The organism is Flagellimonas abyssi (genome assembly GCF_019457905.1).
Taxonomy (GTDB): Bacteria; Bacteroidota; Bacteroidia; order Flavobacteriales; family Flavobacteriaceae; genus Flagellimonas; species Flagellimonas abyssi.
In genome coordinates this window covers 356,104-382,491 of sequence record NZ_JAHZSV010000001.1, presented here as the reverse complement: position 1 = coordinate 382,491, position 26,388 = coordinate 356,104, and the positions used below count along the sequence as shown (strand labels likewise).

Here is a 26,388-nt window from a genome sequence, read left to right as displayed (position 1 = left end):
TCCCATATAATGATAAAGAAGCCCACTTTTTAGTGGGTTTTTTTATTGTTCAATGGGAGAATTGCCCAAGAAGTTATCGAACAATTGTGTGATTATTGCCAACAGAATTACCAAGACACACCCGAAAGCATTCAACCATAGATAGGACATCCAGTCCAAATACCAGCCAATGATCACAATAATTTGGGTTACAATAGCCGCTACAAAAACCGCATTTCCCTTCACAAACTTAAAGAAGAAAGCCAGTAAAAAGATACCCAGCACATTTCCATAAAAAATGGAACCTATGATGTTGACCAGCTGAATCAAATTATCAAAGAGACTGGCAACGTTTGCAATTATGATAGCAATTATTCCCCATAGTAGGGTAAAGGCCTTGGTTGCCTTTAAATAATGTTCTTGGCCATGCTTTTTTCTTACGTTCCTTTTGTATAGGTCCAATGCGGTAATGGTGCCAAGCGCATTTAACTCAGAAGCTGTTGATGACATGGCGGCTGAGAGTATAACGGCCAAAAGAAGACCAATTAGTCCCACCGGTAGATTATTCAGTATAAAATGGATAAAAACATAATCTTTATCATTGGTCTCAACTGTAGCATCTGCTTTGGCAATCAGGTCCTTGGCAGTTTCTCTATTTGCTGTTTCTTTTTCATTGATTTTTATGATATCCTGTTTGGCCTGTTCAATGGCATTGTACTCCTTTAATTCTAGGGCCGCGGAGAAGGAATGTTGTGCCATGCGTTTTTCCTTTTCCAATTCTTTATGGTCGTTCTCCAGGGCTTGATAATCATTGGCGTAATCTGACTTCATGATAGCTTCTGTGGCAGCAGGGTTAAAGTTCAAGGGGGAAGAATTATACTGATAAAAGACAAACACCATTGCACCTACCAACAGAATAAAAAACTGCATGGGTATTTTAAAAATTCCATTAAAAATCAATGCCCATTGACTTTCTTTTACGCTCCTACCGGACAGATAGCGTTGTACTTGGCTTTGATCTGTCCCAAAATAGGCCAAGGCCAAAAAGAAACCACCTGTGATTCCACTCCAAAACGTGTATCTGTTGTTGGTGTCAAAAGAAAAATCAAGAATGTTGAGTTTGTTGTTCGCCCCCGCTATTTTTAAAGCTTTATCAAATGAAATATCGGTGGGAAGAGCTCCCAAAATAAAGAAAAACGCAAAAAACATCCCCAGCATTATGATGAACATCTGTTGCTTTTGTGTAACACTTACCGCTTTGGTACCACCCGAAACGGTATAGATAATAACCGAAATCCCTATGATTATGTTCAAAGTCCTCAAGTCCCACCCCAAAACGGCGGAGAGGATTATTGAAGGAGCAAAAATGGTAATCCCTGCTGCCAAACCGCGTTGTACCAAAAATAGTAGGGCGGTCAATGTACGGGTCTTAAGGTCAAAACGACCTTCGAGCATCTCGTAAGCGGTGAATACCTTTAGCTTTTTATAAATAGGAATAAATACCAAACAAATGACGATCATGGCCAAGGGAAGTCCAAAATAGAACTGAACAAACCCCATACCGTCGTGGAATGCCTGGCCGGGAGTGGACAAAAATGTGATGGCACTTGCTTGTGTTGCCATTACGGATAAGCCAATGGTCCACCATTTTACATCGTCACCTCCGCGAACATAATCGTCTACACTATTGTTGCCACGGGTTTTCCAAACACCGTAAGCAACGATGAAAATCAGGGTGCTACCAAGAATAATCCAGTCGAGTAATGCCATTCAGGGTTTAATTGTTTAAAATCATTATGAGGTAAAACACTAAAATATATATGGCATTCAAAAGAATAACAATGCTGTATTCTTTCTTCCATTCGAATTTGGTATCCATATTATCCTTTGACATTATTGTCGCTTTTTACTTCATCTTTTCCTATGGAAAGCATATTTGCAAACAGTTTATATGCTCCCGAAACCCCAACAGGCAATTCCCTGAAAAAGCTCAGTCCTGTGTAAATATAGTGACCTTCTCCATATGGTGCTACTATGAGGCTGCCTTGTTTCTCGGTCTCGCCTTCATCTTGCATGGAGAGGATAGGTGTAAATTCCGAGCTCCACTGGCTTGGATAGTATAATCCCCGTTCCTGTACCCATCCATCAAAATCTTTTTCCGTGATGGTATTTGGAAAGTTTACCAATGAATTGTTGGGCGCCAATATTTTGACTTCTGCATTCTCGTCAGTAACCCTGTCGCGGGAAAGGGTGACCTCGTAAGGTGCAATATTTTCAAATTGACTTGCCCATCTTCCTGCTGTGTTATATTGCACGATCATGGTGCCACCATTCTTGACATAGTCGAACAAAACGGGTTGCTTGAATTTTAGGGCATCTACAACATTGTAGGCCCTGATGCCCACCACTACAGCATCATACTTGTCCAAATCTCCATTTTGAATATCATTTGGGTCTACCACATGCACTTGGTAACCGATTTGCTCCAAACTTTCGGGAACATTGTCTCCCGCACCCATTATGTAGGCAATGTGTTCACCAGATTTTCTTATATCCATACGAACCACTTTGGCTTCTGATGGTAGTAGAATGGATTGCTTCGGAATATGATTGTAATCAATTTCTACAAGTTCATCTGCATAAATTTTACTGCCGACACTTACTTTAGGTTCAATTTTTCCTTCACTTTCATTACTTGGAGGGGTAACCTCAAATATTACTGGAATTTCCTCTCCTTTCTGGGCTATGGAGAATGGAATGCTGTTTGGGGAAACTTTCCAGCCCATTGGATGGTCCAATTCGACTATACCCGACACATCATTTTTTCCGGCTCTGATTTTTACCTGTACGCTTTTTGTGTCGGAATTGGCGAATATCAAGACTTTTTCATCAATTTTGGAGGTAACCTCGGGCAAAATAGCAAATGGCTCGTAAAGTTCGCCTCTATCTGGCTTAGAGTAGCGGTGGACAACTGATTTCTCGAATGGAATTTCCACACCATCGATTTCCAGACTAAAAATGGCCTTAAAGGCACTTGGGGTTTCGGGTTTGCCAATTAAGCTTTGGTTATTTACCGTATAGGTCCCCAAGGTTCCAGGCTCGTTCAACCAATATGGACTGGTGTATGGTGTGTTTGCGGGTACAGTAAAGTTGACCTCGAAATTCTCCTTTTGATTGTCTCCCAAAACCTTATTCGGTGTTAGTTTGGCACCGGCCCCAACAATTTGAATATCTTTTAAAGTTACATTTTGTGATGACCTATTGATAGTTTCAATATTGATTGTTGCTTTGCTGCCCGGAGTTGTGGAAGCACTTGCTGAACTGGCCTCCAAATATAATCCTGCAGCGGCCGAAATTATATTTTTTAACTCTTCAGATTTAAGGGTCCTCCAGTGCTTATCCTCCACTTTTTGAAGTAATTGATAGGCCCTGACAAGTTCGGGAATGTGCTTGGATGGGTTCTGGAAATCAAAATTAGCCTCTACCTTGTATAAAATATCCCCTATGGCCTCGCCTCCTTTTACTCGGGACCAGGTCGTGTTGATACCCTCAAAAACATCATTGCTTTTAGGCATATCACCTTTCAGAAGTTCAATGTATTCCATATCGGAACCCCTATCGGTCAACCTACCAAACCCTTGACAAAGGTGTTGACTTCTCGCCATTGAAGCGATTTCGTTATTGGAAAGCCCTAGTTCGGGATAGTAGGTGCCAACATCCAAACTTACCATACCTGATTTATCCACCTTTTCAAATGCTTCTTGACTTCCATATTGCCACCAAGATGTGTTGTAGAAAATACGCTTTGGCTGCCAAGGGGTTGTCTGTTCCAATTGCTCGGAATAAACATTGGGGTCATTTGCCAAATCAAATGCCTCCATACTTAAAATGGCTGAGGAGGTATGATGTCCATGGGTCGAGCCCGGGGTCCTATGGTCAAAACGATTGATGATGACATCGGGTTTAATTTGTCTGATTGTCCAGACCACATCGGCCAAGACTTTATCTTTGTCCCAAATTTTCAATGTCTCTTTTGGATGTTTGGAAAAACCAAAATCGTTGGCGCGTGTAAAACGTTGTTCTCCGCCATCCATATGTCTTGCCGCCAAAAGTTCGTGGGTTCGCAACACTCCCAAAAGTTCACGTAATTCAGGGCCTATCAAGTTTTGCCCGCCATCTCCACGTGTCATGGAAAGATATACTGTTCTTGCCTTTTCATGGTTGGCCATATAAGAAATAAGGCTAGTATTTTCATCATCCGGATGCGCGGCAACATAGAGTGCCGTTCCCAAAAAATTCAATTTTTGGATTTCATGAAAAAGCTCAGCAGAGGTAGGCTTATCGGGCTTTTGGGCAAAGGAGTTTGTGACTAGTAATATGGTTAAGGAAAGGAGTACCCAAAAATGCTTCATAGTTGGTCATTTAGCGGTTAAATCAAATATAGGTAGTTTGTATTCAGTTATTGGTTTGTTTAGAAGAGTTTTAACGCTCCCCGAGTGTTATTAAACGGACTTATAGCCCTAAACTATCCCTTAAAACTAGATTTTTATTTTCATTTTGTTTCCAATAGGCCGTTTTCAATGTTTTGATTTTGGATGCGGACGTGGTCAATGTTTTTGCGTTTGAACCAAATCCACTTTTAAATTTTTCCTCCCAACTTACGATGGAATATGGGAAGTTTGTCGTGAAATTTATCATCAAATTTCGTTCCAAATTTGGATAGGAAATAGTGTAGGTTGTAATCCCCTCTTTTGATGAAATTTGGGCAATGGCATTATATGGTTTCACTTCTTGATGCCTTAACCTTAAATACTCCAGAGAAGGTATTATTGAAATTTCACCGGTAGGAAGATTTTCTGGGTTTATTCTGATTTTGGTCCAAATTTCATTTTCTAGGATTACTTTTTCCATGGAGAAATTTTGGTCTGCCTCCCCTTCAAAATAAGAATGCGAAGTAAACTCAAATTGATTCCTATTGTTCAACTGGGAATACACGTGCCCGCACCACTCCTGTACGGATAAACTTGTTTTAAGCGCATGTTGATTGTCATATACGGGATAAAAGGTGCTGCTCATAATGGAGTAGGGGTAAATACCTGTCAAAAACTTTTTAGTGGCATTCAATTTTAAGACGGATATGCTTTCTGGATTGTTGTTGTTCGCTTTTACCTGTTCTTGAGGCAAAAAGGGCTCGGTTACATAAATTAAAACTGCATTTCCATCCCTGAGCTCACCATATCTTGCTTGTTCCAGTTTATAGGATGTGATTTCTGCTTCACCGGCATACCAATATGCCTTGAACTCGTCAGAAATAGTTGCTCTTGGTTTTGGAGTGTCTTCTTTTGATGGGGTAGAAGATGTGGAACCATCAGTTTTTTGACGGTTGTCATTGCATGCTCCCAATAGGGAAAAAGCCACTAAACTGACTAAAATCTTAGCTGAAGATAAAGGTTTCATAGAACAGGGTTTACGTAAAGTTACGCATCCAAACTCAAGAAACCAGATTTATCAAGGTTTCATAGACCAAATCGGTAGGAAGTCCCACTACATTGTTATATGACCCTTGGATTTCCGAGATGCCTATCATTCCTATCCACTCTTGAATACCGTAAGCTCCAGCTTTATCAAACGGTTGGCAAGTTTCAATGTAGTAATTGATTTCGTCATCCGAAAAGTCTTTCAACTTCACCTTGGTGACGCCACTAACGGTTTTTTGGAAATGTTTTGAGGTAAAACATACGGATGAGATTACCTCGTGCCAATCACCCGAGAGGGTCCGCAGCATTTTAAATGCTTCATCATGGTTGGCCGCTTTCGCTAAAGATACACCGTTGTGCCACACCACGGTATCCGAAGTAATCACAATTTGATTGTCTTCCAAATCATTCATGAACGGTGTAGCCTTTAATTTGGCCAGATATTCAGATATTTCTCCCCCTCTCAGTTCTTCGGGGTAGATTTCTTCCACGGATTTGGGCCGTACCTCAAAGTCGATTCCCAATTCTTCCAAAAACATTTTCCGTCTTGGTGAACCGGAGCCCAGAATGATTTTTTTATCCTTGAGTTTTTCTTTAAGTGGATTTTTAGTCATTCTCTGCGCTAAAATTATCGTTCCAGTCCCCACGAACCTTTAAAACCTGTTCAATAATGTCTCGAACGCAGCCATCGCCACCATTTTTATGCGAAACATAATCGGAAATTGCCTTTACCTCCGGCACCGCATTTTGCGGAGAAGTAGCAAGGGCGACCATTTTCATAGGAGGAATATCCGGCATGTCATCTCCCATGTAAACAACGGTTTGTGGGTCAATCCCATGAATCTCCAAATATTCTTCCAAAGGTTCTTGTTTATGGTGGGCACCCATATAAAAATCGGTTACCCCAAGACCTTTCAAGCGCTCTTTTACCCCTTTATTGGTCCCGCCGGTAATTATACAGATATTGTATCCCTTTTGTATCGCAGTTTTTAGGGCATACCCATCTTTAACACTCATTTTGCGAAGCAACTCTCCATCGGTGGTGATTAAAACCGTTCCATCGGTAAAAACACCGTCAACGTCAAATACAAAGGTGGTAATGTTGCTCAATAGCTCTTTATAATTCTTTTTCATGGGCTTGTTTTATGGCTTGGCTCAATAATTTATAGAGTGTAATGTGTTCTTTCTTGTTCAGGAGTTCTAGGTGGCCTTCCATACTCTTGATATCATTTCGGCGAGCTGGACCAGTCTGCGCCTCCTGGGGTGACATGGTCTGAATTTTATGGGCCGTTTCCATGATCAAAGGTTTCAATAAATCAAAAGAAAGGCCTTCTTCCAAACAAAGTTCTTCGCCAATGCTGTACAGGCAATTGGTGAAGTTGTTCACAAAAACGGCCGCAAGATGCAATTTTTTTCGCTGTTCTGAGTCAATCTGATGCACGTTTTTGGAAATGGACATCGCCAAACTCTTCAAGGTATTCAAGGATTTTTCATGATCAGCTTCGATACAGATCGGAATGTTTGAAAAATCCACTTCTTTATCCTTGGTAAAAGTCTGTAAGGGATAAAAAACCCCTTTTTTCACGGACTGTAAAGTATTCATATCGATGGCCCCCGAAGTGTGGGCCACGATTCCCTTTTTGTTTGATAGATATTTAGAGACTTCGCCAATGGCATCGTCCTTTACCGCTATCACGTAGACATCGGCATCAGTTATAGCATCAAAATCATTGGAAATATTGGAATATTCCGAAAAGTGCTGTAATTCTTTCACATTACGGCCTATAACCTGCACCACATCGACATCATCGGCTTTTAAAAAAGCAGTGTAGAGGTGTTTGGCGAGGTTTCCGGTACCAAAAATCACAATCTTTAGCATGCCCAAAACTACAAATTTAGGGTTGATGGATTATACTGAGAATTAACAAATATGTACGATTTTTATTCTTCTGGGCAGTAAGGAAGTTCTAAAAAGGCCGTATTTTTGCAAGCCGAAAGTAGACCGAATTTCCATGATTGATATTCTTAAAAAAACGCTTTTTTCCACAAGACTTATGGCTGTTCTATTTTTGGTTTTTGCTGCGGCATTGGCCATGGGAACTTTTGTGGAAACTTGGTACAGTACCGAAACCGCACGAATTTACATCTATAATGCTACTTGGTTCGAGGCCATTATGGTATTTTTTGTAATCAATTTTTTCGGAAACATTTACAGATATCGGTTGTTGCAGTGGAAAAAATGGCCAGTACTTGTTCTTCACCTTTCGTGGATTTTGATCATTATTGGTGCTTTTGTGACCCGTTACATCAGTTACGAGGGTATGATGCCCATTAGGGAAGGTGCTACTGAAAAAGTTTTTTATTCGGACAAGACCTTTTTAACGGCGTTTGTTGATGGTGAGATCAATGGAGAAACCAAAAGAAGGGTGCTGGAGGACGATATCTTGGTAACGCCTGAAGGGAAACGTACCAGTCTACCATGGAAATCCGATTTTAATGGGAAACCATTTTCCATCTCCTATGTTGATTTTATTCAGGGAGCGGAAGAAGGGTTGGTGCCAGATGAAAATGGAGCTGAATATTTACAAATTGTGGAAGCGGGCGATGGACAACGACATGAACATTATTTGGAAAATGGGAAAATAGCCAGTGTCCACAATATTCTTTTTGCCCTGAACAATGAAACCGACGGTGCCATCAATATTTTTTATGATAAAGAGAACGGTTATCGTATCAAATCACCTTTTGAAGGGGATTTTATGCGTATGGCCGACCAGTTTAAGGGTGTAGTGGCCAGTGATAGCATTCAGCAATTACAACTACGTTCGCTCTACAACATGGGGGGGATGCAGTTTGTGGTGCCCGAGCCCTTGATCAAAGGTAGGTATGGGGTCGTCGATGTGCCCGAGGAAGAAATTACCCCTGCAACACAAGACGCATTGGTGGTATCCATCTCTGCAAATGGGGATACCCAAGAGGTGAAATTATTGGGAGGCAAGGGGAGTGCCAACTTCTCCGATAAGATAAACGTTGGAGGCTTGGATTTTTCATTGAGCTATGGATCAAAAGTATACGAACTTCCTTTCTCCATTGAATTGAACGATTTTATCGCGGAAAAATATCCCGGAACAGAAGCGGGCTATGCTTCTTTTATGAGCAAGGTTACGGTACACGACGATCGCCCTTTTGATTACGATATTTATATGAACCACGTTTTGGACCATAAGGGATACCGTTTTTTTCAGGCGAATTTTGATCCAGATGAAAAAGGTACCGGTCTTTCCGTAAACCATGATTGGTGGGGTACCTGGATAACCTATATTGGATATTTTCTGCTTTACATCGGGTTAATGGGCATTATGTTTTTTGGTAAAACACGTTTTAGGGATTTACAGATCATGCTCAAAAAAATAAAGGAAAAGAAGGCTGCGTTGACCACGATTGTACTATTATTTGCCTTTGTATCTATAAATGCACAAGATGCGCACGAACATTCAACCATACCCACTCAAAAACAAATAGATTCTGTAATCACTGCAACCACAGTGGCCGAAGAGCATGCCGAAAAATTTGGCGCATTGATCATACAGGATGAAAATGGACGAATGAAGCCCGTGAACACTTTCGCTTCTGAACTTTTGCGAAAATTAAGCGGGAACGACAAATATCAAGACCTTTCAGCCAATCAAGTTTTCCTTTCCATGATGCTGAACCCTGGCGTTTGGTACACTACCGACATTATTGCATTGGGAGATAAGGGAAATGACAGTATTCGTAAGGTTATCGGTGTTCCTGAAGAAACAAAATTTGTTAAGGCAACAGATTTCTTTGATGCCAAGGGAAGCTATAAACTCAGGCCTTTTTTGGAGAAGGCGACCTCCAAGGCAAACCCTAACAAATTCGAAAAGGATTTTAAGAAAGTAGGGGAGCGCTTAAGTCTATTGGATGTTGCCCTGAGCGGTCAAATGGTGAAGATATTCCCATTGCTGAACGATGAGAACAACAAATGGATCTCTGCCGTGGAATATCGTGGTGGAGAATATCAGGTTCAGGATTCGCTCTATGCTAATTTCATCAAGAATGCAATGCCCTACTATTTGAATTCATTGCAGCAGTCCATAGTAACAGGCGACTATTCCCAACCGGATAAATTGTTGGAGGCCTTCAAGCAGAACCAAACCAATCATGGGGAGGAAATATTGCCATCGGATAACAAGATAAAAATCGAGATCATTTATAATAAGTTAGATCTCTTTAACCGGTTGTACAAGTACTACGCAATAGTTGGTTTGTTGTTGTTCTTTGTTTTGATAGCCAAAATTTTTAAGGAACGTAAATTTCTTGACGCTACCGCTTATGCGTTAAAAGGTACCATCATCATATTTTTTATATGGCATACCATTGGTTTGATTTTGCGTTGGTACATATCCGGGCATGCACCATGGAGCGATGCTTATGAAAGTATACTCTATGTGGCATGGGCAACCATGGGAATTGGATTGGCACTTGGTAGAAAGAGTGAGTTGACCATAGCTTCCAGCGCATTTGTTACCTGTATGTTATTGTGGGTCGCGCACCAAAGCTGGGTTGATCCCGCTATTGCCAATCTACAACCCGTTCTCGATAGTTATTGGTTGATGATTCACGTAGCCGTAATTGTAGGTAGCTATGGGCCGTTGACCGTAGGAATGATCTTGGGTGTGGTTGCCTTGTTGTTGATGGTGCTTACCACCAAAAAGAACAAAAAACGAATGGACATCAATATAAAGGAGCTGACCGTTATCAACGAACTGGCACTAACAGCAGGTTTGGTGATGCTGACCATAGGTAACTTTTTGGGAGGCCAATGGGCCAATGAAAGCTGGGGCCGTTATTGGGGCTGGGACCCCAAGGAGACTTGGGCGTTGGTTTCGATTATGATCTATGCATTTGTTCTACACATGCGATTGGTCCCTGGTCTTCGTGGCAAATGGGTCTATAATTTTGCCAGTATTGTGGCTTATGCCAGCATTATGATGACGTATTTTGGCGTAAACTTCTATTTGGTAGGACTGCACAGTTATGCTAGTGGAGACCAAGTAATAACCCCAAGCTTTGTGTGGTACACAGTACTCGGGGTCTTTATTCTGGGTGGAATCAGTTTTTGGCGTTACAAAGTGCATTACGCCAAAAAATAGGTTATTGCTCCAATAAAAGTTTCATGATTTCCTCTGCTGCCACCTTGCCTTTTTCCTTTAGGAAAGGTCTGGAGGTATTGTCGCCCAGCTCAAACACAATGGCAGGCATTCCGTGGTGTACGTAAAAATACTTACTGGAAACCATCGTTGGGTCAATTTCGTCGGATGCACTAACGTTTGTCTTCTTTTGTGGTAGTCTTTGGCTGATGTTCTCAATCCAATCAAACACTATTTTTCCTTTTTCACCGGTCACGGTCGTATCAATAGGGTAATAGATGTCGTCCCAAGTGGAATGAAAATCTGCTCCGAAAACAAAATCATACTCTTTATCCTTTTCCACAAGAAAATCTCGAACGTTTCTAGTTTCAGGCTGATTAAAGTTTTGCCAGTCCCTGTTCAGGTCAATACCGCCCATGTTATGTCTCCAATGTCCGTTGTCGGCCCCATCGGGATTCATCAATGGCACCACAAAAACCGTATGTTCTTGCCTAAATTCCTTGGCAATTTCAGAATCACCGGAGATGGTTTCGATAAAAGATTTCATAGCTAAGAATCCTGTAACCTCTGGTGGGTGTTGTCTGGAAATAATCATAATTGCCTTTTTGGAATCCTTATTTTCATTGATTTCCATCAAATGCATGGTTCTTTTCTCCTTGGAAAGCCCAATGGGATAATTTTCAATAAATGGTTTTTGGCTCAGGGAATCCACCCATTCTTGCACAACGGAAGATGTGTAAAGCTCTTGTGCGGTTATCCAAGTCGGTTCTTTGGTCACACTAATGGTAAGCTCTGCAGATTCGGGAGCTGCTTTTATGCCAAATTCACCTTCGCCGGGATTGATGGCCTTAAATTTTGTACTGTCTAGTGGAGCAAAGTTTCTTCCATCCGTACTGATTTTCGGGTAATACCTACTTCTGGAATCCTGATAATTCAACTGAACCGTAATATCGCGGGGCTCATCCGACCATACTTGAAAAGCATACCAAGGGCTCACATTGATGGGGGTGTTTTCTGCCGTCACCCAAATGGTATAATGATCGTCACCGTCGTAGGCGACACCGTTTAAACGGGCACCGTCAAACTTATTGGAAAAGAAAGTAGTACTATCGTTAAAGGCCCAAATGCCTCTCCATTGTTTTTGAACGGGTTTGTCCACCGTGGGCACAACAGGGCTTTTTCCCTGACCTTGGTATCCTGTTTTTTCTTCGGTTTCGGCAGTTTCTGGTTTCTTTTTACAAGATGATGAAAGCACCATGGAGGATAATATTCCAATGGCAATCAAACTTTTGATACGCATGGTTTTTGAATTATTTGAGTTGGTTTGGTTACGAAGGTAACGACATGAGTCGAAGTTCTAAATAAAAATTTTTGATAATATATCGGATTTTTTTGCATATTTGCATCATCATGAAGCTATAAGAATTATGTACGCGATAGATGTCACCATTGGGGAAACCCGATTTATGTAACCGAACACTTTTCGGAAACTTGACATTTTACTTCTTTTTTTACACATAATTCTTAGATAATGACACATCAACATACAAATTCATTTAAAAAATTTATTCAGTATTTCTGGATAGCTATTTCTGGTAAAGAAACAGAGTTTACCACAGGAAGCATCCGAAAGGCCATTTTTATGCTTTCCATTCCCATGATCTTGGAAATGCTCATGGAATCCATATTTGCGCTAGTGGATATTGCCTATGTTTCCAAAGTGAGCGTCAATGCCGTGGCCACCATCGGCCTTACTGAATCCGTGATTACATTGGTCTATGCACTTGCCATTGGCCTTAGTATGGCAGCAACTGCCATTGTTGCCCGTAGAATTGGCGAAAAAGATGTTGACGGTGCACGAATTGCAGCCGTACAGGCCATTAGTTTGGGTGTGGTAATTTCCATTGTCATTGGGGTCGTGGGAATCATTTTTGCCAAGGATATTTTGGCATTAATGGGAGGTGACCCCGATTTAATTGCCGAAGGATATGGTTATACCCAATTTTTGATCGGAGGAAACATTACCGTGGTACTTTTGTTCTTGATCAATGCCATTTTTCGTGGTGCAGGCAATGCATCCATTGCTATGTGGGCTTTGGTGCTCTCTAACGGGCTCAACATTATATTGGACCCCATGTTCATCTTTGGGTTTGGACCCATTCCAGAAATGGGAGTTAAGGGTGCGGCCGTAGCTACGAATATTGGTAGGGGAACCGCGGTACTTTTTCAATTGGGGATTTTGTTCTTTGGTTGGGGCAAAATCAAACTAATGGCCAAGGACTTGGTTTTGAACTTTAAGGTGATGCTTAATTTGATTAAAGTTTCGTTGGGCGGTATTGCCCAATTCTTGATAGGAACCTCCAGTTGGATTTTCTTGATGCGCATTATGTCGGAGTTTGGAAGCGAAGTATTGGCAGGATATACCATTGCCATTCGTGTAATGATGTTCACCTTGATGCCATCTTGGGGTATGAGCAATGCAGCAGCCACTTTGGTGGGTCAAAATCTCGGAGCCAAACAACCAGATAGGGCAGAACGGTCCGTTTGGAAAACGGGTAAATACAATGCCTATTTTATGGGAACGGTTTCTTTGGTCTACCTGATTTTTGCAAATACCATTGTTTCTTGGTTCAATACTACACCAGAAGTTGTAAAAAGTGGTGCACTTTGTCTTCAGGTGATTGCTTTGGGGTATATTTTTTATGCCTATGGCATGGTCATGACCCAAGCTTTCAACGGAGCAGGGGACACGGGAACCCCGACCAAGATAAATTTGATCGCTTTTTGGGTTTTCCAGTTACCATTGGCCTATATATCTGCATTGGTTTTGGGTTGGGGCGCAACCGGCGTTTTTGTTGCCATTACTGCGGCGGAAATACTTATAGCGGTTTTGGCCATGATATGGTTTAAAAAAGGAAAGTGGAAGAAAGTCCAAGTATGATGGGTTTCGTATCTTTATCCTAAAGAAAACCAACATGAAAAACGATAAAAAAGGACTCAATACCATCTGTACCCATGTAGGGGAGTTGGAGGACAAGGAGTTCAAGGGAGCTGTTTCCCCTTTATATATGAGTACATCCTATCAATTTGAGGATGTGGACATCAAAAGATACCCAAGATATTACAACACGCCCAATCAAGAGGCATTGTGCAAAAAACTGGCAGCCTTGGAGCATACCGAGGCTGCTTTGATTTTTGGTAGCGGAATGGCTGCTATAAGTACAGCTTTGATGGCATTTCTGCAGGCTGGTGACCATGTGGTGCTGCAGCAGACTATTTACGGTGGCACCTATCATTTTGCTGTAAGTCAATTCGAGAGATTTGGCATTGAGTATTCATTTACCACAGGTTGGGAAGTGGAAGATTTTGAGAAAGAAATCAAACCCAACACCAAAGTGCTGTATTTGGAAACGCCATCAAACCCCTTATTGACCATTACCGATGTGAAAGGAGTGGCCGATTTGGCAAAACAGAAAGGAATCCTGTCCATGATCGACAATACCTTTGCCAGTCCCATCAACCAAAACCCAGTTGATTTTGGAATCGATGTGGTGGTGCACAGTGCCACAAAGTATATGGGCGGACATTCCGATATCTGTGCTGGTGTGGTAGCCGCATCACAGGAGTACATGGACAAGGTGTGGCAAACAGGAATTTGTTTTGGAGGAAGCCTTAGTGATTATACTGTATGGCTATTGGAACGTAGTTTAAAAACGATGGCCATTCGTGTAAAGGCCCAAAATGAGAATGCGATGCAAATGGCCACCTATTTGAGCCAAAGCAAGGATGTGGACAATGTGTACTATCCCGGACTTAAGGACCACCCAGGTCATGAACTGGCCAAATCGCAGATGAAAGGTTTTGGAGGAATGCTCTCTTTTGAACTGAACCAGGGGATAGATGCTTCCCGGTTCTTCAAGGAATTAAAGTTGATAAAACCATCCATGAGTTTGGCCGGAATCGAAAGCACTGTGCTTTCGCCGACACAGACCTCTCATGCTTTGATGAGCCCGGAGGATAGGGCAAAACAAGGGATAAAGGACTCTTTGATCCGTTTCTCCCTGGGAATAGAGGAAGCAGAAGATTTAATAGCGGATATCGAACAGGCGATCGCCAAAGTAAAATCTATGACCGTTACGGCTTAAGAATTATATGAAATTAGACATTTTAGTATTCGGAGCGCATCCAGATGATGCCGAATTGGGGGCAGGTGCCACCATAGCAAAGGAAGTTTCCAAAGGAAAAAAGGTTGGAATTGTTGATTTGACCCGTGGCGAACTTGGAACCCGTGGTTCTGCGGAAATCAGGGACAGGGAAGCTGCCAAGGCTGCAGAAATTTTAGGTGTGGCCGTACGGGAAAACATGGAATTTACCGATGGATTTTTTGTAAATGATAAGCAGCATCAACTGGAATTGATTAAGATTATTAGAAAATATAGGCCGGAAATAGTATTGTGCAATGCTGTCGAGGATCGTCATATTGATCACGCTAAGGGCAGTAAATTGGTGAGTGATGCCTGCTTTTTGAGCGGTTTGATGAAAATTGAGACCAAAATGGACGGAGACGACCAATGGCAAGAGGCTTGGAGACCGAAGTTGGTCTATCATTTTATCCAATGGAAGAACTTGGAGCCAGACTTTGTAGTTGATGTTTCTGGATTTATTGATACAAAGACCAAGGCCATAATGGCCTACGGGTCCCAATTTTATGATCCAGACAGCGAAGAACCGGAAACACCGATTAGTAGCAAAAACTTTACCGATAGTATAAATTACCGTGCTAGAGACCTAGGAAGAATTATAGGTGTGGAATATGCGGAAGGCTTCACAGTGGAACGATTCATTGGGGTGGATAGCCTTGAGGATTTGATCTAAGAGGCTTTTTGATATCTATTTTGAGCCTTTGGGAGGGTAAAATAGAAGGTTGTGCCTTTACGGGGTATACTTTCCACCCAAATTTCACCATTGTTTTTGTGTACCATTTCCTTACATAGGGAAAGACCAAGTCCTGTCCCTTTTTCATTATTGGTACCATACGTGGTAATGTTGGAAGAATCCCGGAAAATGGTCCTTTGCACTTCAGCGGTCATTCCAACTCCGGTATCCCTAATGGAAATTTGCCACATATCGCCCTTCTCCTCTGCTTCAATAGTAATAAGCCCATTCTCTGGGGTGAATTTTATTGCGTTGCTTAAAATATTTCTTATTACGATATCAATTTGGTTGTTATCGGCCCAAATTCGTGGATTTTCAGGAAGTTGATTGATTATTTTTATGGATTTGCTCTGGGAAATCTCCGAAAGCAATTTAATATTATTGTTTACCAAATAGGACAGAGAGAATCTTTTTGGTTTGGTTACCACACCATTAAGCTGGTTAAGCCCCCATGAAAGAAGGTTGTTCAATGTGAAGGAAATATTGTCCACATCCGTTTTTAATTTAGGAATGAAGGAGATCAGTTCCTTTGTGGAGATATCTCCTTCCGTAAACATTTTCAAAATACTCTGTAGACCACCGATGGGGCCACGCAGGTCATGACCAATTATAGAGAAAAGCTTGGTGTTGGTTTTATTGATTTCATGCAACTGGGCTTCACGCTGTGTCACGGCCTTTGATTTGTCCTTAAGCTCTTTGTTCAGTTTTTTCTGGATATTCTCACTCCTTCTGATCACAAAAGTGATGATGCTCAAAATCAAAAGTATGATAACGGAAAAATAGATGTAATTCCGTTGCTTGGCAAGAGCTTCTTCGTTGGCCTCGATTAATTCCTTTTTCTCTTGTTCGTATCCTAACTTGGTTTCCAAAAGTGATAAACTCTGCTTGTTTTTGTCCATAAACAATGAATCGGACAAGGTCTTGAAAGATTCAAGATAAGCTAGAGCTTCTGTATTGTCACCCTTTTTCTTGTGGACTTTGTACAAGGTTTCAGAGCAATCTATTTGACCTTGCAAGGACTTGATCTTGTTGGACATGGCCAATCCTTTTTTCGCATATACCAAGGATAGACTATCGTTTTCCAATCCAAAATATACTTTTGCCATACCATTCATCAACTGAATTTGAATACGGTCGTCCTCAATTTGGTGTTTAAAGAGCATATCACTTTGATCATACCAATAGAGGGCCCATTTGTATTTTTTTTGATCTAGATAAATATCTCCTTTCACTTGATAGGCATAAGCAAGCCAGTCGTAAACTTTATGCTTTTCAAACGTAACGATGCTTCTGTTGATATTGAACATTGCATTTTTATAGTCCTTGGCATCTTTATAAAGAGAAGCCATGTTACTCTGTGTTTCCGCATCCACGACCTCATTGCCCAGATTTCTATTGAATTTTTGCACGGTGTCATAAAACATCAGTGCATTTTTAAAATCCTTTTGGTCAGCGTATAAGCCGGCGATATTTTCGTTGAGTACAGATAGTGTTGATTGGTCGTTGATTTCCCTGGCCAAATCTATTCCCTTGAGGTTAAGGTTCAAAGCTTCCGCATAGTTCCCTTCAAAGCTGTAGTTTTGGGCCATGGTATTAATGATGGACAATTCGGAGTCTACGTCACCTATGTACTTGGCAAGTTCAAGTGCCTCTTTGAACATTGGAATGGCCTTTTCTCTGTTCCCCTTATTGTAATGATAGGACCCCAGTGCATCGAGCCCCCTTATAATGCCATGAGGGTAGTTGATTTCCCTACTGTATTCCAGTGCTTTGTTAGCGATGGAATATAAACTATCGCTGTCCAAATATTGATAAGAGAAAGCAAGGTCGGCCACAAGCTTGATATGGGTCGTATCCTTAGGGTTGAACCTATTGGTGGATTTGAGGCTCTGTAGTTTGTAGGCCAAGCTGTCTCTTTCGTTGGAAGATTGTGCTTGAACTGAGGACGAGGTACAGAGCAAAAGGGTGCAAACCACTATGGAATATAGTGTTTTTTTATGGTTGATTATGAGGTTTTTTTCTGACAGCACCCAGTTAAAAATATATGTGGCAAAAATAATTTGACAACACGATTTTGGAAACTAATTGTTGTGAAATGTTCAAAAATGTGTGTTTGGTCTTAAAAACGTGCTTTTTGTCGGAAAATTATACCTCAGGGGATTTATAATTGACCATCACATTTTCAGAAGGTTGGAATGGCAATGGATATGGATTGAAATAATAAATCACTGGAAATTTAAAAATATTTTGGTTGAATCATTACAAAAAAGTATTTTTGCATCCGCTTTAAATGGTGGTTGTAGCTCAGTTGGTTAGAGCGCTGGATTGTGGTTCCAGAGGTCGCCGGTTCGAACCCGGTCTTCCACCCTTGAGTTTGTAAAATCCCAAGCCAAAATGGTTTGGGATTTTTTGTTTTAAATCCTTAGATTATAAAAAAAGCCCTCATCAAGAGGGCTTTACTATTTTGTCAATCAAGCTTTTAATCAGCAGCTTTGTCCACCAATAATCTGCTGGGCCTGTTGGCGATTTCCCAAGCGGTATGGAAAATAAGACGGGTACGGTTTTCCAATAGGTCATAGTTTATTTTATCGGGAGTATCGCTGGGTCGGTGATAATCCGCGTGTGTACCGTTAAAATAGAAAATGATGGGAATATTGTTCTTAGCAAAATTGTAGTGATCGCTTCGGTAATAAAAACGATTGGGGTCGTTCTCATCATTATAGGTGTAATCAAATTCAATATTACTGTATTTTTTATTGACCTCTTCGGACAGCTTGTGCAATTCTGTGCTCAATTTATCCGAACCTATCAAATACAAGTAGTTTCTGGCTCCACCATAATTTGGGTCTATTCTACCTATCATATCAATATTTAGGTCCGCAACCGTATTTTCCAATGGAAAAACGGGTTCAACGTCGGTATAATATCTAGAGCCCAATAGTCCTTTTTCCTCGCCTGTAACATGTAAGAATACTAGAGATCGTTTTGGCCCATTGCCCTCACCGGCAGCTTTTTTAAAGGCTTGGGCAATCTCAAGCAATGCCACGGTTCCAGAACCGTCATCATCGGCCCCGTTATTAATATCTCCGTTCCCTGTAATACCAATGTGGTCCAAGTGTGAAGAGATAATCACGTATTCATCAGGTTTTTCTGTTCCTTCGATGAATGCCACCACATTTTCTGAACCGACTTGCTCATTTCCGCTGGTGATATCCATTTTTATATCGGCAGAAATGGATTTGGGAACATTGTCCTCTTCAATATCACTTTTCAAGGCTTTAGCAGCTTCATCATTTAAATAAATAAGGATTTCATCGCTACTATCTGCGGCCAATTGCATTCTGCCGCTGTCATTGTTCTTCATAAACTGAAAATAGCCTTGGAATCGAGGAAAGCTCAACATATCGTAATAAAGTACACCGATGGCCCCTTTTTCTTTTGCGATGTCACGTTTTTTTCCAATCGCTTCGGATGCGTTGCTCCAAACTGATTTTTCCATATTTCCTGTAATCAAATAGTTTCCGCTATCATCTACAGGTTCGCCAGCTTTGATCAAAACAAACTTTCCTTTCACATCAATTCCACTATAGTCTGAATAGTCACCATCTTCTATTCCATATCCGGCATAGACTACCGTATTATAGTTTCCCTTGGCTTGTGCGAAGGTCAATACATCTTCACCAACCTCAAAGGACGTACCGTTGATGCTTAAACTGCCTTCGGGAACTTTGGACACCTCCAAAGGAACTTTTTGAAAATAGTCGCCGTTGGATTGTGCAGCCGGTACATTTAAGGACTGGTAGTGTGCCCTAATGTATTCCACCGCTTTCTTTTGGCCGGGAGTACCGGTTTCCCTGCCTTCGAACTCGTCCGAAGCATAAGTGTACAAGTGTTGCTTTAGGTCATCCTGAGTTATTGTTTCCGCATAGGGAACAGGATCAACAACTGGTTTCGGAGCCTCTGAAACTGTTTTTTGTGAAGAATTGCAGGCAAAGGCCAAGCCCAAGACCAGTAAGGATAATTTTTTCATTCGTCTGTATTTTTCAAAATCTTCCAAAAATAGTCAAAAGTTTGATAAAGAAATCCCTTTGTTCCGATTAACATTTTCAAGGCCTTTATGTATCTTGGCTGCTCTTTTGATGAATACCTTAAAGTTGTGGCAATGGGCAAGAACAAAAGTGTTGTAGTGGTCGGTGGTGGAATCGTGGGGCTATCCACGGCATACTATTTACATAAGGCAGGGCATACGGTTACCGTTCTGGACAAATCGGATATTACTTCCGGCGCTTCCTTCGTAAATGCAGGGTACCTTACCCCGAGCCATATCGTTTCCTTGGCATCTCCGGGAATGATTACACAAGGGTTGAAATATATGTTCAATTCTTCCAGTCCATTTTATATGAAGCCGCGATTGGACTTGGATTTTTTGAGATGGACATTATATTTCAAAAAATCGTCAACCAAGGCCAAGGTAGAAAAGGCAATGCCCGTTATTAGGGATATCAACCTTTTGAGCAGGGAGTTATATGAGGGCATTCGGGCTTCCGGCGATCTAGGGGATTTTAACATTGGAGATCAAGGTTTGATGATGGTCTACCAGACCAATGAGGCGTTCGACCATGAAATGGAAGTTGTGAAAAAAGGAGCTGAAATGGGTTTGGTTGGAAAGCATCTTTCAAAAGAGGAGCTTAAAGAGATAGAGCCAGGGGTTGATTTTAATGCAGAGGGTGCCATACTTTGGGAATGTGACAGGCATACCACACCACCGCTGATCATGAAAAGAATGGTGGCCTATTTGGAAAGAGCAGGTGTAAACATCCATAAAAATGAAGAGGTTACCGATATATCTGTATCAGAAGGAAAAGTTTCCGAGGTAAAGACAGCAAACACATCCTATAAAGCTGACGAAGTGGTCTTTGCCGCGGGGTCTTGGACATCAGAACTTTCCAAAAAATTAAACCTAAAACTGCCATTGCAGGCCGGGAAGGGATATCGAATCAATGTGGGAGAACCCACAAACATTACCATGCCGGCCATTTTAATGGAGAAAAAGATTGCCGTTACACCAATGGAGGGCTTTACCCGTTTTGCGGGGACCATGGAGTTTTCCGGTATCAATCATACTATCCGAAAAGAGAGGGTAGAGGCCATTGCCAAGGGCGTTGAACATTATTATAGGGGACTTCAAATTCCGGAAGAGGCAAAACAGAATGCAAAATGTGGGCTTCGTCCCGTATCACCCGATGGTCTTCCCTACATTGGGAAGCCAAAGAATATAGATAACCTAACCATTGCCACAGGTCATGCCATGATGGGATGGAGCCTTGGACCTGCCACGGGAAAATTGGTTACCGAGATTATATCTGGGGCCAAAACTTCTATGGATATTTCCCCATTTGATCCCCTACGTAAATTTTAAGTGATTTCTTGTCGATTCTGGCAGGATATATGCGGTTCAGATTTTTCAGTTGAATTTTTTACAAGTAATTTTACAGCATGAAAAAACACTACACCATCTTTTCCCTTTTTTCATTGATACAGGTTCTTGGACTTTGGTCCCAAGAAATCCAGATTTTCAAAGTAGAGGATTTCGACCTTAAAGGCCCTGTAAAGTCATGTTTGGTCACCACGGACTACGGTAAGGAACTGTTCGAGTTTAACCGAGATGGCACATTGACAAGGACCATAACCCAGTACAACGACACCGACCAGGATATTACTTATTATAAATATGATTATGGTGAGTTGGTGGAGAAGCGGATGGAAAGTTATAAGGGCAAGGTTTTGGACGAGTCTACTTCCATGGCCAATTTCTATGAGATCGATACAGTTCCCAACAGAAAGGTTATCGAAAAAATCATCTCATACGACAAACAGTTCTTGGAGCAGCAACAATACCATTATGATGACGAAGGGAAATTGATAAAAATGATTTCCTCTAACGATGAAGGGGTCGATGAGACCACTTTTGAATATTCCCAGGTAAAGAACGAGCAAACAGTGAGCACCTTCACCAATGGAATTTTACAAAAAACCGTGAGAACCTCTACCAAAAAGGGACCAAATGGCAACCAAAAGGTTGTGTTGACCAAAGAATATATTGACGGCGAGCCCAATACTGCCTTGGAAGAAGTTTTCAATGCAGACGGAAAAGTGGTGACCAGCGAAGACTTTTTATATGACATGGCAGGGAAGGAATTTGTATCGCAGAAAAAGAGATTTTACTATTACACCGATGGTAAGTTGAGCAGAATGGTAAAGAAAACGGTGAACACAGAATCTACCGATAAATATATTTTTCAGTTCGATAATCACACGCCCAGCAATTGGGTAAAACAAATTGTAACACCCAATAATACCTATATTACAAGGAACATCGAATATTATCAAGAAGAAACAGCAAAGGAAGAGACAAATAATTAAACCTATTTCAGCAGTCCTTCAATAATTTCAGGCTTCACTTCGTGGCCACCTTCAAAAACCAAGGTTTCTGCTTTGTTTTGAAACAGTCTGTCAATTTTCACTTTTTCGCCTTTTAATCTATCCGGTGTCAAAAACTCATCTTGATCGCCATAAACTATTTTAATCTTTGTGGAGTCGAAGTCCATAAAATCAAAATCCTCGGGTTTTAATTCATTGGGAATGCCCCCGGCATATAATGCAACTAGTTTACAACTCGCCTTTTTGCTGGCCAGCCATCGCGTAGCTACGGAAACTCCTTGCGAAAATCCAAAGAGAATAAGATTTACGTCTTTTGGTATGCTCTCGGCTTCAAGCACTGCATCAATATAATTAAGGACGTTATTTACTTCAGCTTCCGTATTTTCTTTGGTCAACCAACTGGCACCAACATATTTGTACTCATTTTTCAGATAATACTTGGAAGGTGCTTGGGGAACTATAATGTAATTTTCATCAGTATTTAACCCTTTAAAATACTTCACAAAATAGCGACTCAAATAGCCTATTCCATGAAAAACCAACCATATATTCTTGGTTTTGGAGGTTAAATCGTTCTGGGTCAAGTATGTATTTTCAGTAGTGTAGGTAACAGTCTTTTCGGTATTGGACATGTTTAAAATTGCTGATTTAGATATTGGCAAAGCTTTATGTAATTTTACAAAAAAGTAGAAGGATGAACGAGCATAAAGAGAAGATTCTGTCCGTTTGCAACGAAATTTGCAAGGGCACATTAATGGAAACATTGGATATTACCTATATTGATGTTGGCGAAAACTTTCTCTTGGCCAAAATGCCCGTCACGCCCAAAGTCCACCAACCCGATGGCGTTCTACATGGAGGAGCATCGGTGGCTTTGGCCGAAAGCGTGGGAAGCGCCGCATCCTATATTTTTTTGGATGGTCAAAAGTTTTTTGTTCGCGGTATCGAAATTGCGGCAAACCATGTACGTTCCATTAAGGAAGGCTTTGTATATGCTAAGGCCTCCATTCTTCACAAAGGCCGAACCACCCAATTGTGGGAGATACGGATTACCGACGAGGAGGACCGTTTGATTTCCAACTGTAAATTGACCACCATTGCGTTACCCAGAAAGTAAGGAGCTTCAAGAAATTTGGAATAGGGTAGAGGCCAGTTTTAAAGATCATCTGCCCTTTGTAATCTATCGTAAGCCCCGAGAGAACGATATTTTTGGTGTTTTTCAAACCGACGCGGAACACTATCAACCCTTGGATTTTACGGAAAAAGGTTTTGTTTTTGCCCCTTTTAAGGAGGGGGAACAAACAGTTTTGGTGACGCCCGATACATTCTGGAAAAGCAGTTACACGCGCGAAGAAGCAGAAAATACTTCGGATATTTCCCTCGATGATTCGGGAAAGGAAGGTCATATCAAACTGGTGAAAAATGGCATAAGGGAAATTCAAAAGGGGAGACTTCAAAAAGTGGTACTTTCCAGAAAAATTGAGGTTCCTTTGACCAAATCGCCCATCAACATATTCAAGACCCTTCTGAACAGATATCAGAATGCCTTTGGATATCTTTTTTACCACCCCAAAGTTGGGACGTGGTGCGGGGCAACTCCAGAAACGTTGGTGAAGATAAAAGATAAGAAATTACAGACCATGTCCCTGGCAGCCACCTTACCCTATGTGGAGAACAAAAAGCCCGATTGGGGAGACAAAGAAATCGAGGAACAACAAATGGTATCCGAGTATATTGGCGATAAATTGGCCCATACCATGGAACGCTTGGAAATAGATGAAGCAGAGTCCGTACGAGCCGGTAACTTATGGCATTTGCGTTCGGAGGTACGCGGCACCATGCTACCTAACCTAAAGGTTAAGGAAGTAATCAGAGCCTTGCATCCAACCCCTGCCGTATGCGGAATTCCAACCAAGGAGGCACAACAATTCATACAGGCCAACGAAAATTACCAAAGAACCTTTTACACGGGCTTTTTGGGCGAGTTAAATTTGCGGGCTCAAGGAGAGCTGTCCCTATTTGTTAACCTTAGGTGTATGCAATTGGAAACAGATGTCGCTTCTATTTTTGTAGGAGGCGGAATCACGGAAGCATCTGATCCTGAAAGCGAATGGATAGAAACCCAGAACAAGAGCAAGACTATGCTGGGTGTCCTGTAAATTGATGCTGGTTATTTAGGCTTTTTACCATCCAGATAATGTATTTTTGTAGTCCATGATGTACTCAGATATACCCGCTGCGCAGACCTTGGTTTTGTATTTTAAATCAAAGGGTGTTAAAAATATAGTTATCTCTCCGGGGTCCCGAAATGCCCCATTGACCATTAGTTTTACCAAAAATTCATTTTTTAACTGTTTCAGCATTGTTGATGAACGCTGTGCCGCTTTTTTTGCGATGGGAATGGCGCAGCACTTACAAGAACCCGTTGCCGTACTTTGCTCTTCCGGTAGTGCCATGTTGAATTTTTACCCAGCCGTAGCGGAGGCATATTATAGCGATATCCCATTGATCGTGGTATCTGCGGATAGACCCAGCTATCGAATAGATATTGGCGATGGACAGACCATACGACAGGAAAATGTGCTGGAAAAACATATTGGCTATTCTGCTAATTTGAAGCAGGACGTTTCCCATGCAACCAATACCATTTCAAAATATGGAGAATCCTTGTTGGGAAATAGTCAAGAAGAAGTACAGGTGCATAACGAGAAAGAGATTGCCAAAGCACTGGCAGTTGCCTTTGATGAAAAGTACCCCGTTCACATCAACATTCCATTCGAGGAGCCTTTGTATGGAAGGGAAGAGGAGCCTTCTGTCCAGATACAAAACGTTGAGATTGAGACAGGCTTAGGTAACCCGACGGAAGAAAATTGGGATGAATTGGCCAAAATTTGGAACAACAGTTCTAGAAAAATGGTTTTGGTCGGTGTTAATCGTCCCAATGCCATTGATAAGGATGTTTTGGAGATATTAGCCAACGACCCGAATACGGTCTTGTTCACCGAGACTACATCTAACCTGCATCATCCAGATTTTTTTGAGAGTATAGACAGCATTATCGCGCCAATTGAAAAATCTCAAAACAGGCAAGAGCTTTTCCAAAAGTTGCAACCTGAACTCTTGGTAACCTTTGGAGGTTTGATCGTGTCCAAAAAAATAAAGGCTTTTTTGAGGGAGTACAAGTCCAAGCAGCATTGGCATATCGATACCAAGAAAGCCAATGACACTTTTTATTGTTTGACAAAGCACATCAAAACCAATCCCAATCAGTTTTTTAAAAGAATGGGGGCAAATGGTTCTGATGAGAGCGATTTTAAAACGTTTTGGGAACATAGAAAAGATAACTATGAGAGAAAGCGCAAGGACTATTTGAAGGAAATCCCATTTTCTGATTTTATGGCTTTTGACCGCATCATCAAAAACATACCCAAAGGGTATCAGGTACATTTGGCCAATAGCTCCACGGTAAGGTATGCACAACTTTTTGCCATGGACCCTTCCTTGCAAGTGTTCTGCAATCGTGGGACAAGTGGAATCGATGGCACAACATCCACAGCTATAGGCAGTTCCATTTACAGCAACATGCCAACCGTTTTACTCACAGGCGACCTTAGTTTTTTTTATGATAGTAATGCACTGTGGAACAAGTATTTGAGACCTGATTTCAGAATCGTACTCATCAACAATTCAGGAGGTGGCATTTTTAGGATCTTACCGGGCAAGGAGGATACCGAAGAGTTTGAGACCTTTTTTGAGACCAGCCACCAACTATCTGCAAAGCATCTAGCAGAAATGTATGGTTTTGACCACATCACTGCAAAGAACAAGAATGAATTAGAAGTTGGATTGGAGGAATTTTATTCAGGATCGGAAAGGCCAAAAATCCTAGAAGTCGCCACACCACGGGTTTTGAACAATAAAATTTTGCTTGGGTACTTCGATTTTATATCTTAGAAGCCTAGCTATAAAATCCATTTACAACACTAACACACTATGAGTAAAAGAGACGAATTAATTGAAAAGTACGCCGAGGACATCAAAAGTAAATTTGGACAAACTCCAGATATGGAGTTGTTGACAAAAGTTGCCATAGGTTTGGGGCCAGCCATTTATAATTTGGATGCTTCCAAAGTTTCTGGGTCTGACGAAAAGGAACTGGAAACGGTAAAGAACAATTTCTTGATCAAGAAATTGGGATTGGCGGAGACACCGGCTTTAATGGAATCTGTTAACAGCGTTATTGATGCGTATGGAAAGTCGGAAAAAAATAAACATCGTGCTGTCATCTATTATATGTTGACAAAACACTTTGGAAAGGAATCGGTTTATAATTAAGATTACGAACCATGTAAAGAAGCTGTCCAAATTAGGGCAGCTTTTTT

At 41.3% G+C, this 26,388-nt stretch carries 20 protein-coding genes and 1 tRNA gene; 11 read left to right on the top strand and 10 right to left on the bottom strand.

The window, feature by feature from the left end:
* Positions 1–42: 42 nt before the first annotated feature.
* The 6 genes from K1F36_RS01775 to K1F36_RS01750 all read right to left on the bottom strand — a co-directional run bounded on the left by K1F36_RS01775 (position 43) and on the right by K1F36_RS01750 (position 7,335).
* Positions 43–1,749, bottom strand: coding sequence for a sodium:solute symporter (locus K1F36_RS01775; RefSeq protein WP_220112252.1), 1,707 nt, complete (start codon positions 1,747–1,749; stop codon positions 43–45).
* Positions 1,750–1,859: 110 nt separating this feature from the next.
* Positions 1,860–4,391, bottom strand: coding sequence for a PIG-L family deacetylase (locus K1F36_RS01770; protein WP_220112251.1), 2,532 nt, complete (start codon positions 4,389–4,391; stop codon positions 1,860–1,862).
* Positions 4,392–4,491: 100 nt separating this feature from the next.
* The gene (locus K1F36_RS01765) at positions 4,492–5,436 is read right to left on the bottom strand and encodes a septum formation inhibitor Maf (protein ID WP_220112250.1); all 945 of its coding nucleotides are present in this window, start codon (positions 5,434–5,436) and stop codon (positions 4,492–4,494) included.
* Positions 5,437–5,470: 34 nt separating this feature from the next.
* Complete coding sequence (locus K1F36_RS01760; RefSeq protein ID WP_220112249.1) at positions 5,471–6,070, bottom strand: Maf family nucleotide pyrophosphatase; 600 nt, start codon at positions 6,068–6,070, stop codon at positions 5,471–5,473.
* Positions 6,063–6,590 (bottom strand): KdsC family phosphatase, encoded by a 528-nt coding sequence (locus K1F36_RS01755; protein WP_220112248.1) that lies wholly within the window; start codon positions 6,588–6,590, stop codon positions 6,063–6,065. Before K1F36_RS01755 ends, K1F36_RS01760 begins: the two co-directional genes overlap by 8 nt.
* Entirely contained in the window at positions 6,574–7,335 is a 762-nt protein-coding gene (locus tag K1F36_RS01750; protein ID WP_166247912.1) for a Rossmann-like and DUF2520 domain-containing protein, read from the bottom strand. The genes K1F36_RS01755 and K1F36_RS01750 overlap by 17 nt, the downstream gene beginning before the upstream one ends.
* Positions 7,336–7,468: 133 nt before the next feature.
* Here K1F36_RS01750 and K1F36_RS01745 point away from each other — a divergent pair, with 133 nt between their 5' ends.
* On the top strand, positions 7,469–10,633 hold the full coding sequence (locus tag K1F36_RS01745; RefSeq protein ID WP_220112247.1) for a cytochrome c biogenesis protein: 3,165 nt from the start codon (positions 7,469–7,471) through the stop codon (positions 10,631–10,633).
* Between the two features lies 1 nt (position 10,634).
* Here K1F36_RS01745 and K1F36_RS01740 read toward each other — a convergent pair whose 3' ends face one another.
* Entirely contained in the window at positions 10,635–11,930 is a 1,296-nt protein-coding gene (locus K1F36_RS01740; RefSeq protein WP_220112246.1) for a M14 family metallopeptidase, read from the bottom strand.
* A 231-nt stretch (positions 11,931–12,161) separates the two neighbouring features.
* On the opposite strand from K1F36_RS01740, the gene K1F36_RS01735 reads away from it, so the two are divergent.
* From K1F36_RS01735 to bshB1, 3 genes are read left to right on the top strand one after another with little or no spacing between them, the layout of a single operon-like run.
* A complete protein-coding gene (locus K1F36_RS01735) occupies positions 12,162–13,571 on the top strand; it encodes an MATE family efflux transporter (RefSeq protein ID WP_220112245.1) in 1,410 nt (469 codons plus the stop codon).
* A gap of 34 nt (positions 13,572–13,605) precedes the next feature.
* The gene (locus K1F36_RS01730) at positions 13,606–14,775 is read left to right on the top strand and encodes a trans-sulfuration enzyme family protein (RefSeq protein ID WP_220112244.1); all 1,170 of its coding nucleotides are present in this window, start codon (positions 13,606–13,608) and stop codon (positions 14,773–14,775) included.
* A gap of 7 nt (positions 14,776–14,782) precedes the next feature.
* On the top strand, positions 14,783–15,505 hold the full coding sequence (bshB1, locus tag K1F36_RS01725) for a bacillithiol biosynthesis deacetylase BshB1 (protein ID WP_220112243.1): 723 nt from the start codon (positions 14,783–14,785) through the stop codon (positions 15,503–15,505).
* Here the strand turns inward: bshB1 and K1F36_RS01720 are convergent.
* Entirely contained in the window at positions 15,502–17,595 is a 2,094-nt protein-coding gene (locus K1F36_RS01720) for an ATP-binding protein (RefSeq protein WP_220112242.1), read from the bottom strand. The genes bshB1 and K1F36_RS01720 overlap by 4 nt on opposite strands.
* A 262-nt stretch (positions 17,596–17,857) precedes the next feature.
* Between K1F36_RS01720 and K1F36_RS01715 the strand changes: the two genes are divergently transcribed.
* Positions 17,858–17,933, top strand: a tRNA-His gene (locus tag K1F36_RS01715).
* 111 nt (positions 17,934–18,044) lie between these two features.
* Here K1F36_RS01715 and K1F36_RS01710 read toward each other — a convergent pair.
* A complete protein-coding gene (locus K1F36_RS01710) occupies positions 18,045–19,595 on the bottom strand; it encodes a M28 family peptidase (protein WP_220112241.1) in 1,551 nt (516 codons plus the stop codon).
* A 132-nt stretch (positions 19,596–19,727) separates the two neighbouring features.
* Here K1F36_RS01710 and K1F36_RS01705 point away from each other — a divergent pair, with 132 nt between their 5' ends.
* A complete protein-coding gene (locus K1F36_RS01705; protein ID WP_220112240.1) occupies positions 19,728–20,984 on the top strand; it encodes an NAD(P)/FAD-dependent oxidoreductase in 1,257 nt (418 codons plus the stop codon).
* A 77-nt stretch (positions 20,985–21,061) separates the two neighbouring features.
* Positions 21,062–21,988 (top strand): hypothetical protein, encoded by a 927-nt coding sequence (locus K1F36_RS01700; protein ID WP_220112239.1) that lies wholly within the window; start codon positions 21,062–21,064, stop codon positions 21,986–21,988.
* A 2-nt stretch (positions 21,989–21,990) separates the two neighbouring features.
* Here K1F36_RS01700 and K1F36_RS01695 read toward each other — a convergent pair whose 3' ends face one another.
* A complete protein-coding gene (locus K1F36_RS01695) occupies positions 21,991–22,638 on the bottom strand; it encodes an alpha/beta hydrolase (RefSeq protein WP_220112238.1) in 648 nt (215 codons plus the stop codon).
* A gap of 62 nt (positions 22,639–22,700) precedes the next feature.
* On the opposite strand from K1F36_RS01695, the gene K1F36_RS01690 reads away from it, so the two are divergent.
* Genes K1F36_RS01690 through K1F36_RS01675 form a run of 4 tightly spaced genes read left to right on the top strand, consistent with a single transcriptional unit; the run spans position 22,701 to position 26,341 of the window.
* Entirely contained in the window at positions 22,701–23,123 is a 423-nt protein-coding gene (locus K1F36_RS01690) for a PaaI family thioesterase (protein WP_207031802.1), read from the top strand.
* Positions 23,104–24,165 (top strand): chorismate-binding protein, encoded by a 1,062-nt coding sequence (locus K1F36_RS01685; protein ID WP_258538895.1) that lies wholly within the window; start codon positions 23,104–23,106, stop codon positions 24,163–24,165. Before K1F36_RS01690 ends, K1F36_RS01685 begins: the two co-directional genes overlap by 20 nt.
* Before the next feature lie 55 nt (positions 24,166–24,220).
* The gene (gene menD / locus K1F36_RS01680) at positions 24,221–25,960 is read left to right on the top strand and encodes a 2-succinyl-5-enolpyruvyl-6-hydroxy-3-cyclohexene-1-carboxylic-acid synthase (protein WP_220112237.1); all 1,740 of its coding nucleotides are present in this window, start codon (positions 24,221–24,223) and stop codon (positions 25,958–25,960) included.
* A 39-nt stretch (positions 25,961–25,999) separates the two neighbouring features.
* Entirely contained in the window at positions 26,000–26,341 is a 342-nt protein-coding gene (locus K1F36_RS01675) for a DUF2853 family protein (protein WP_220112236.1), read from the top strand.
* Positions 26,342–26,388: the final 47 nt, after the last annotated feature.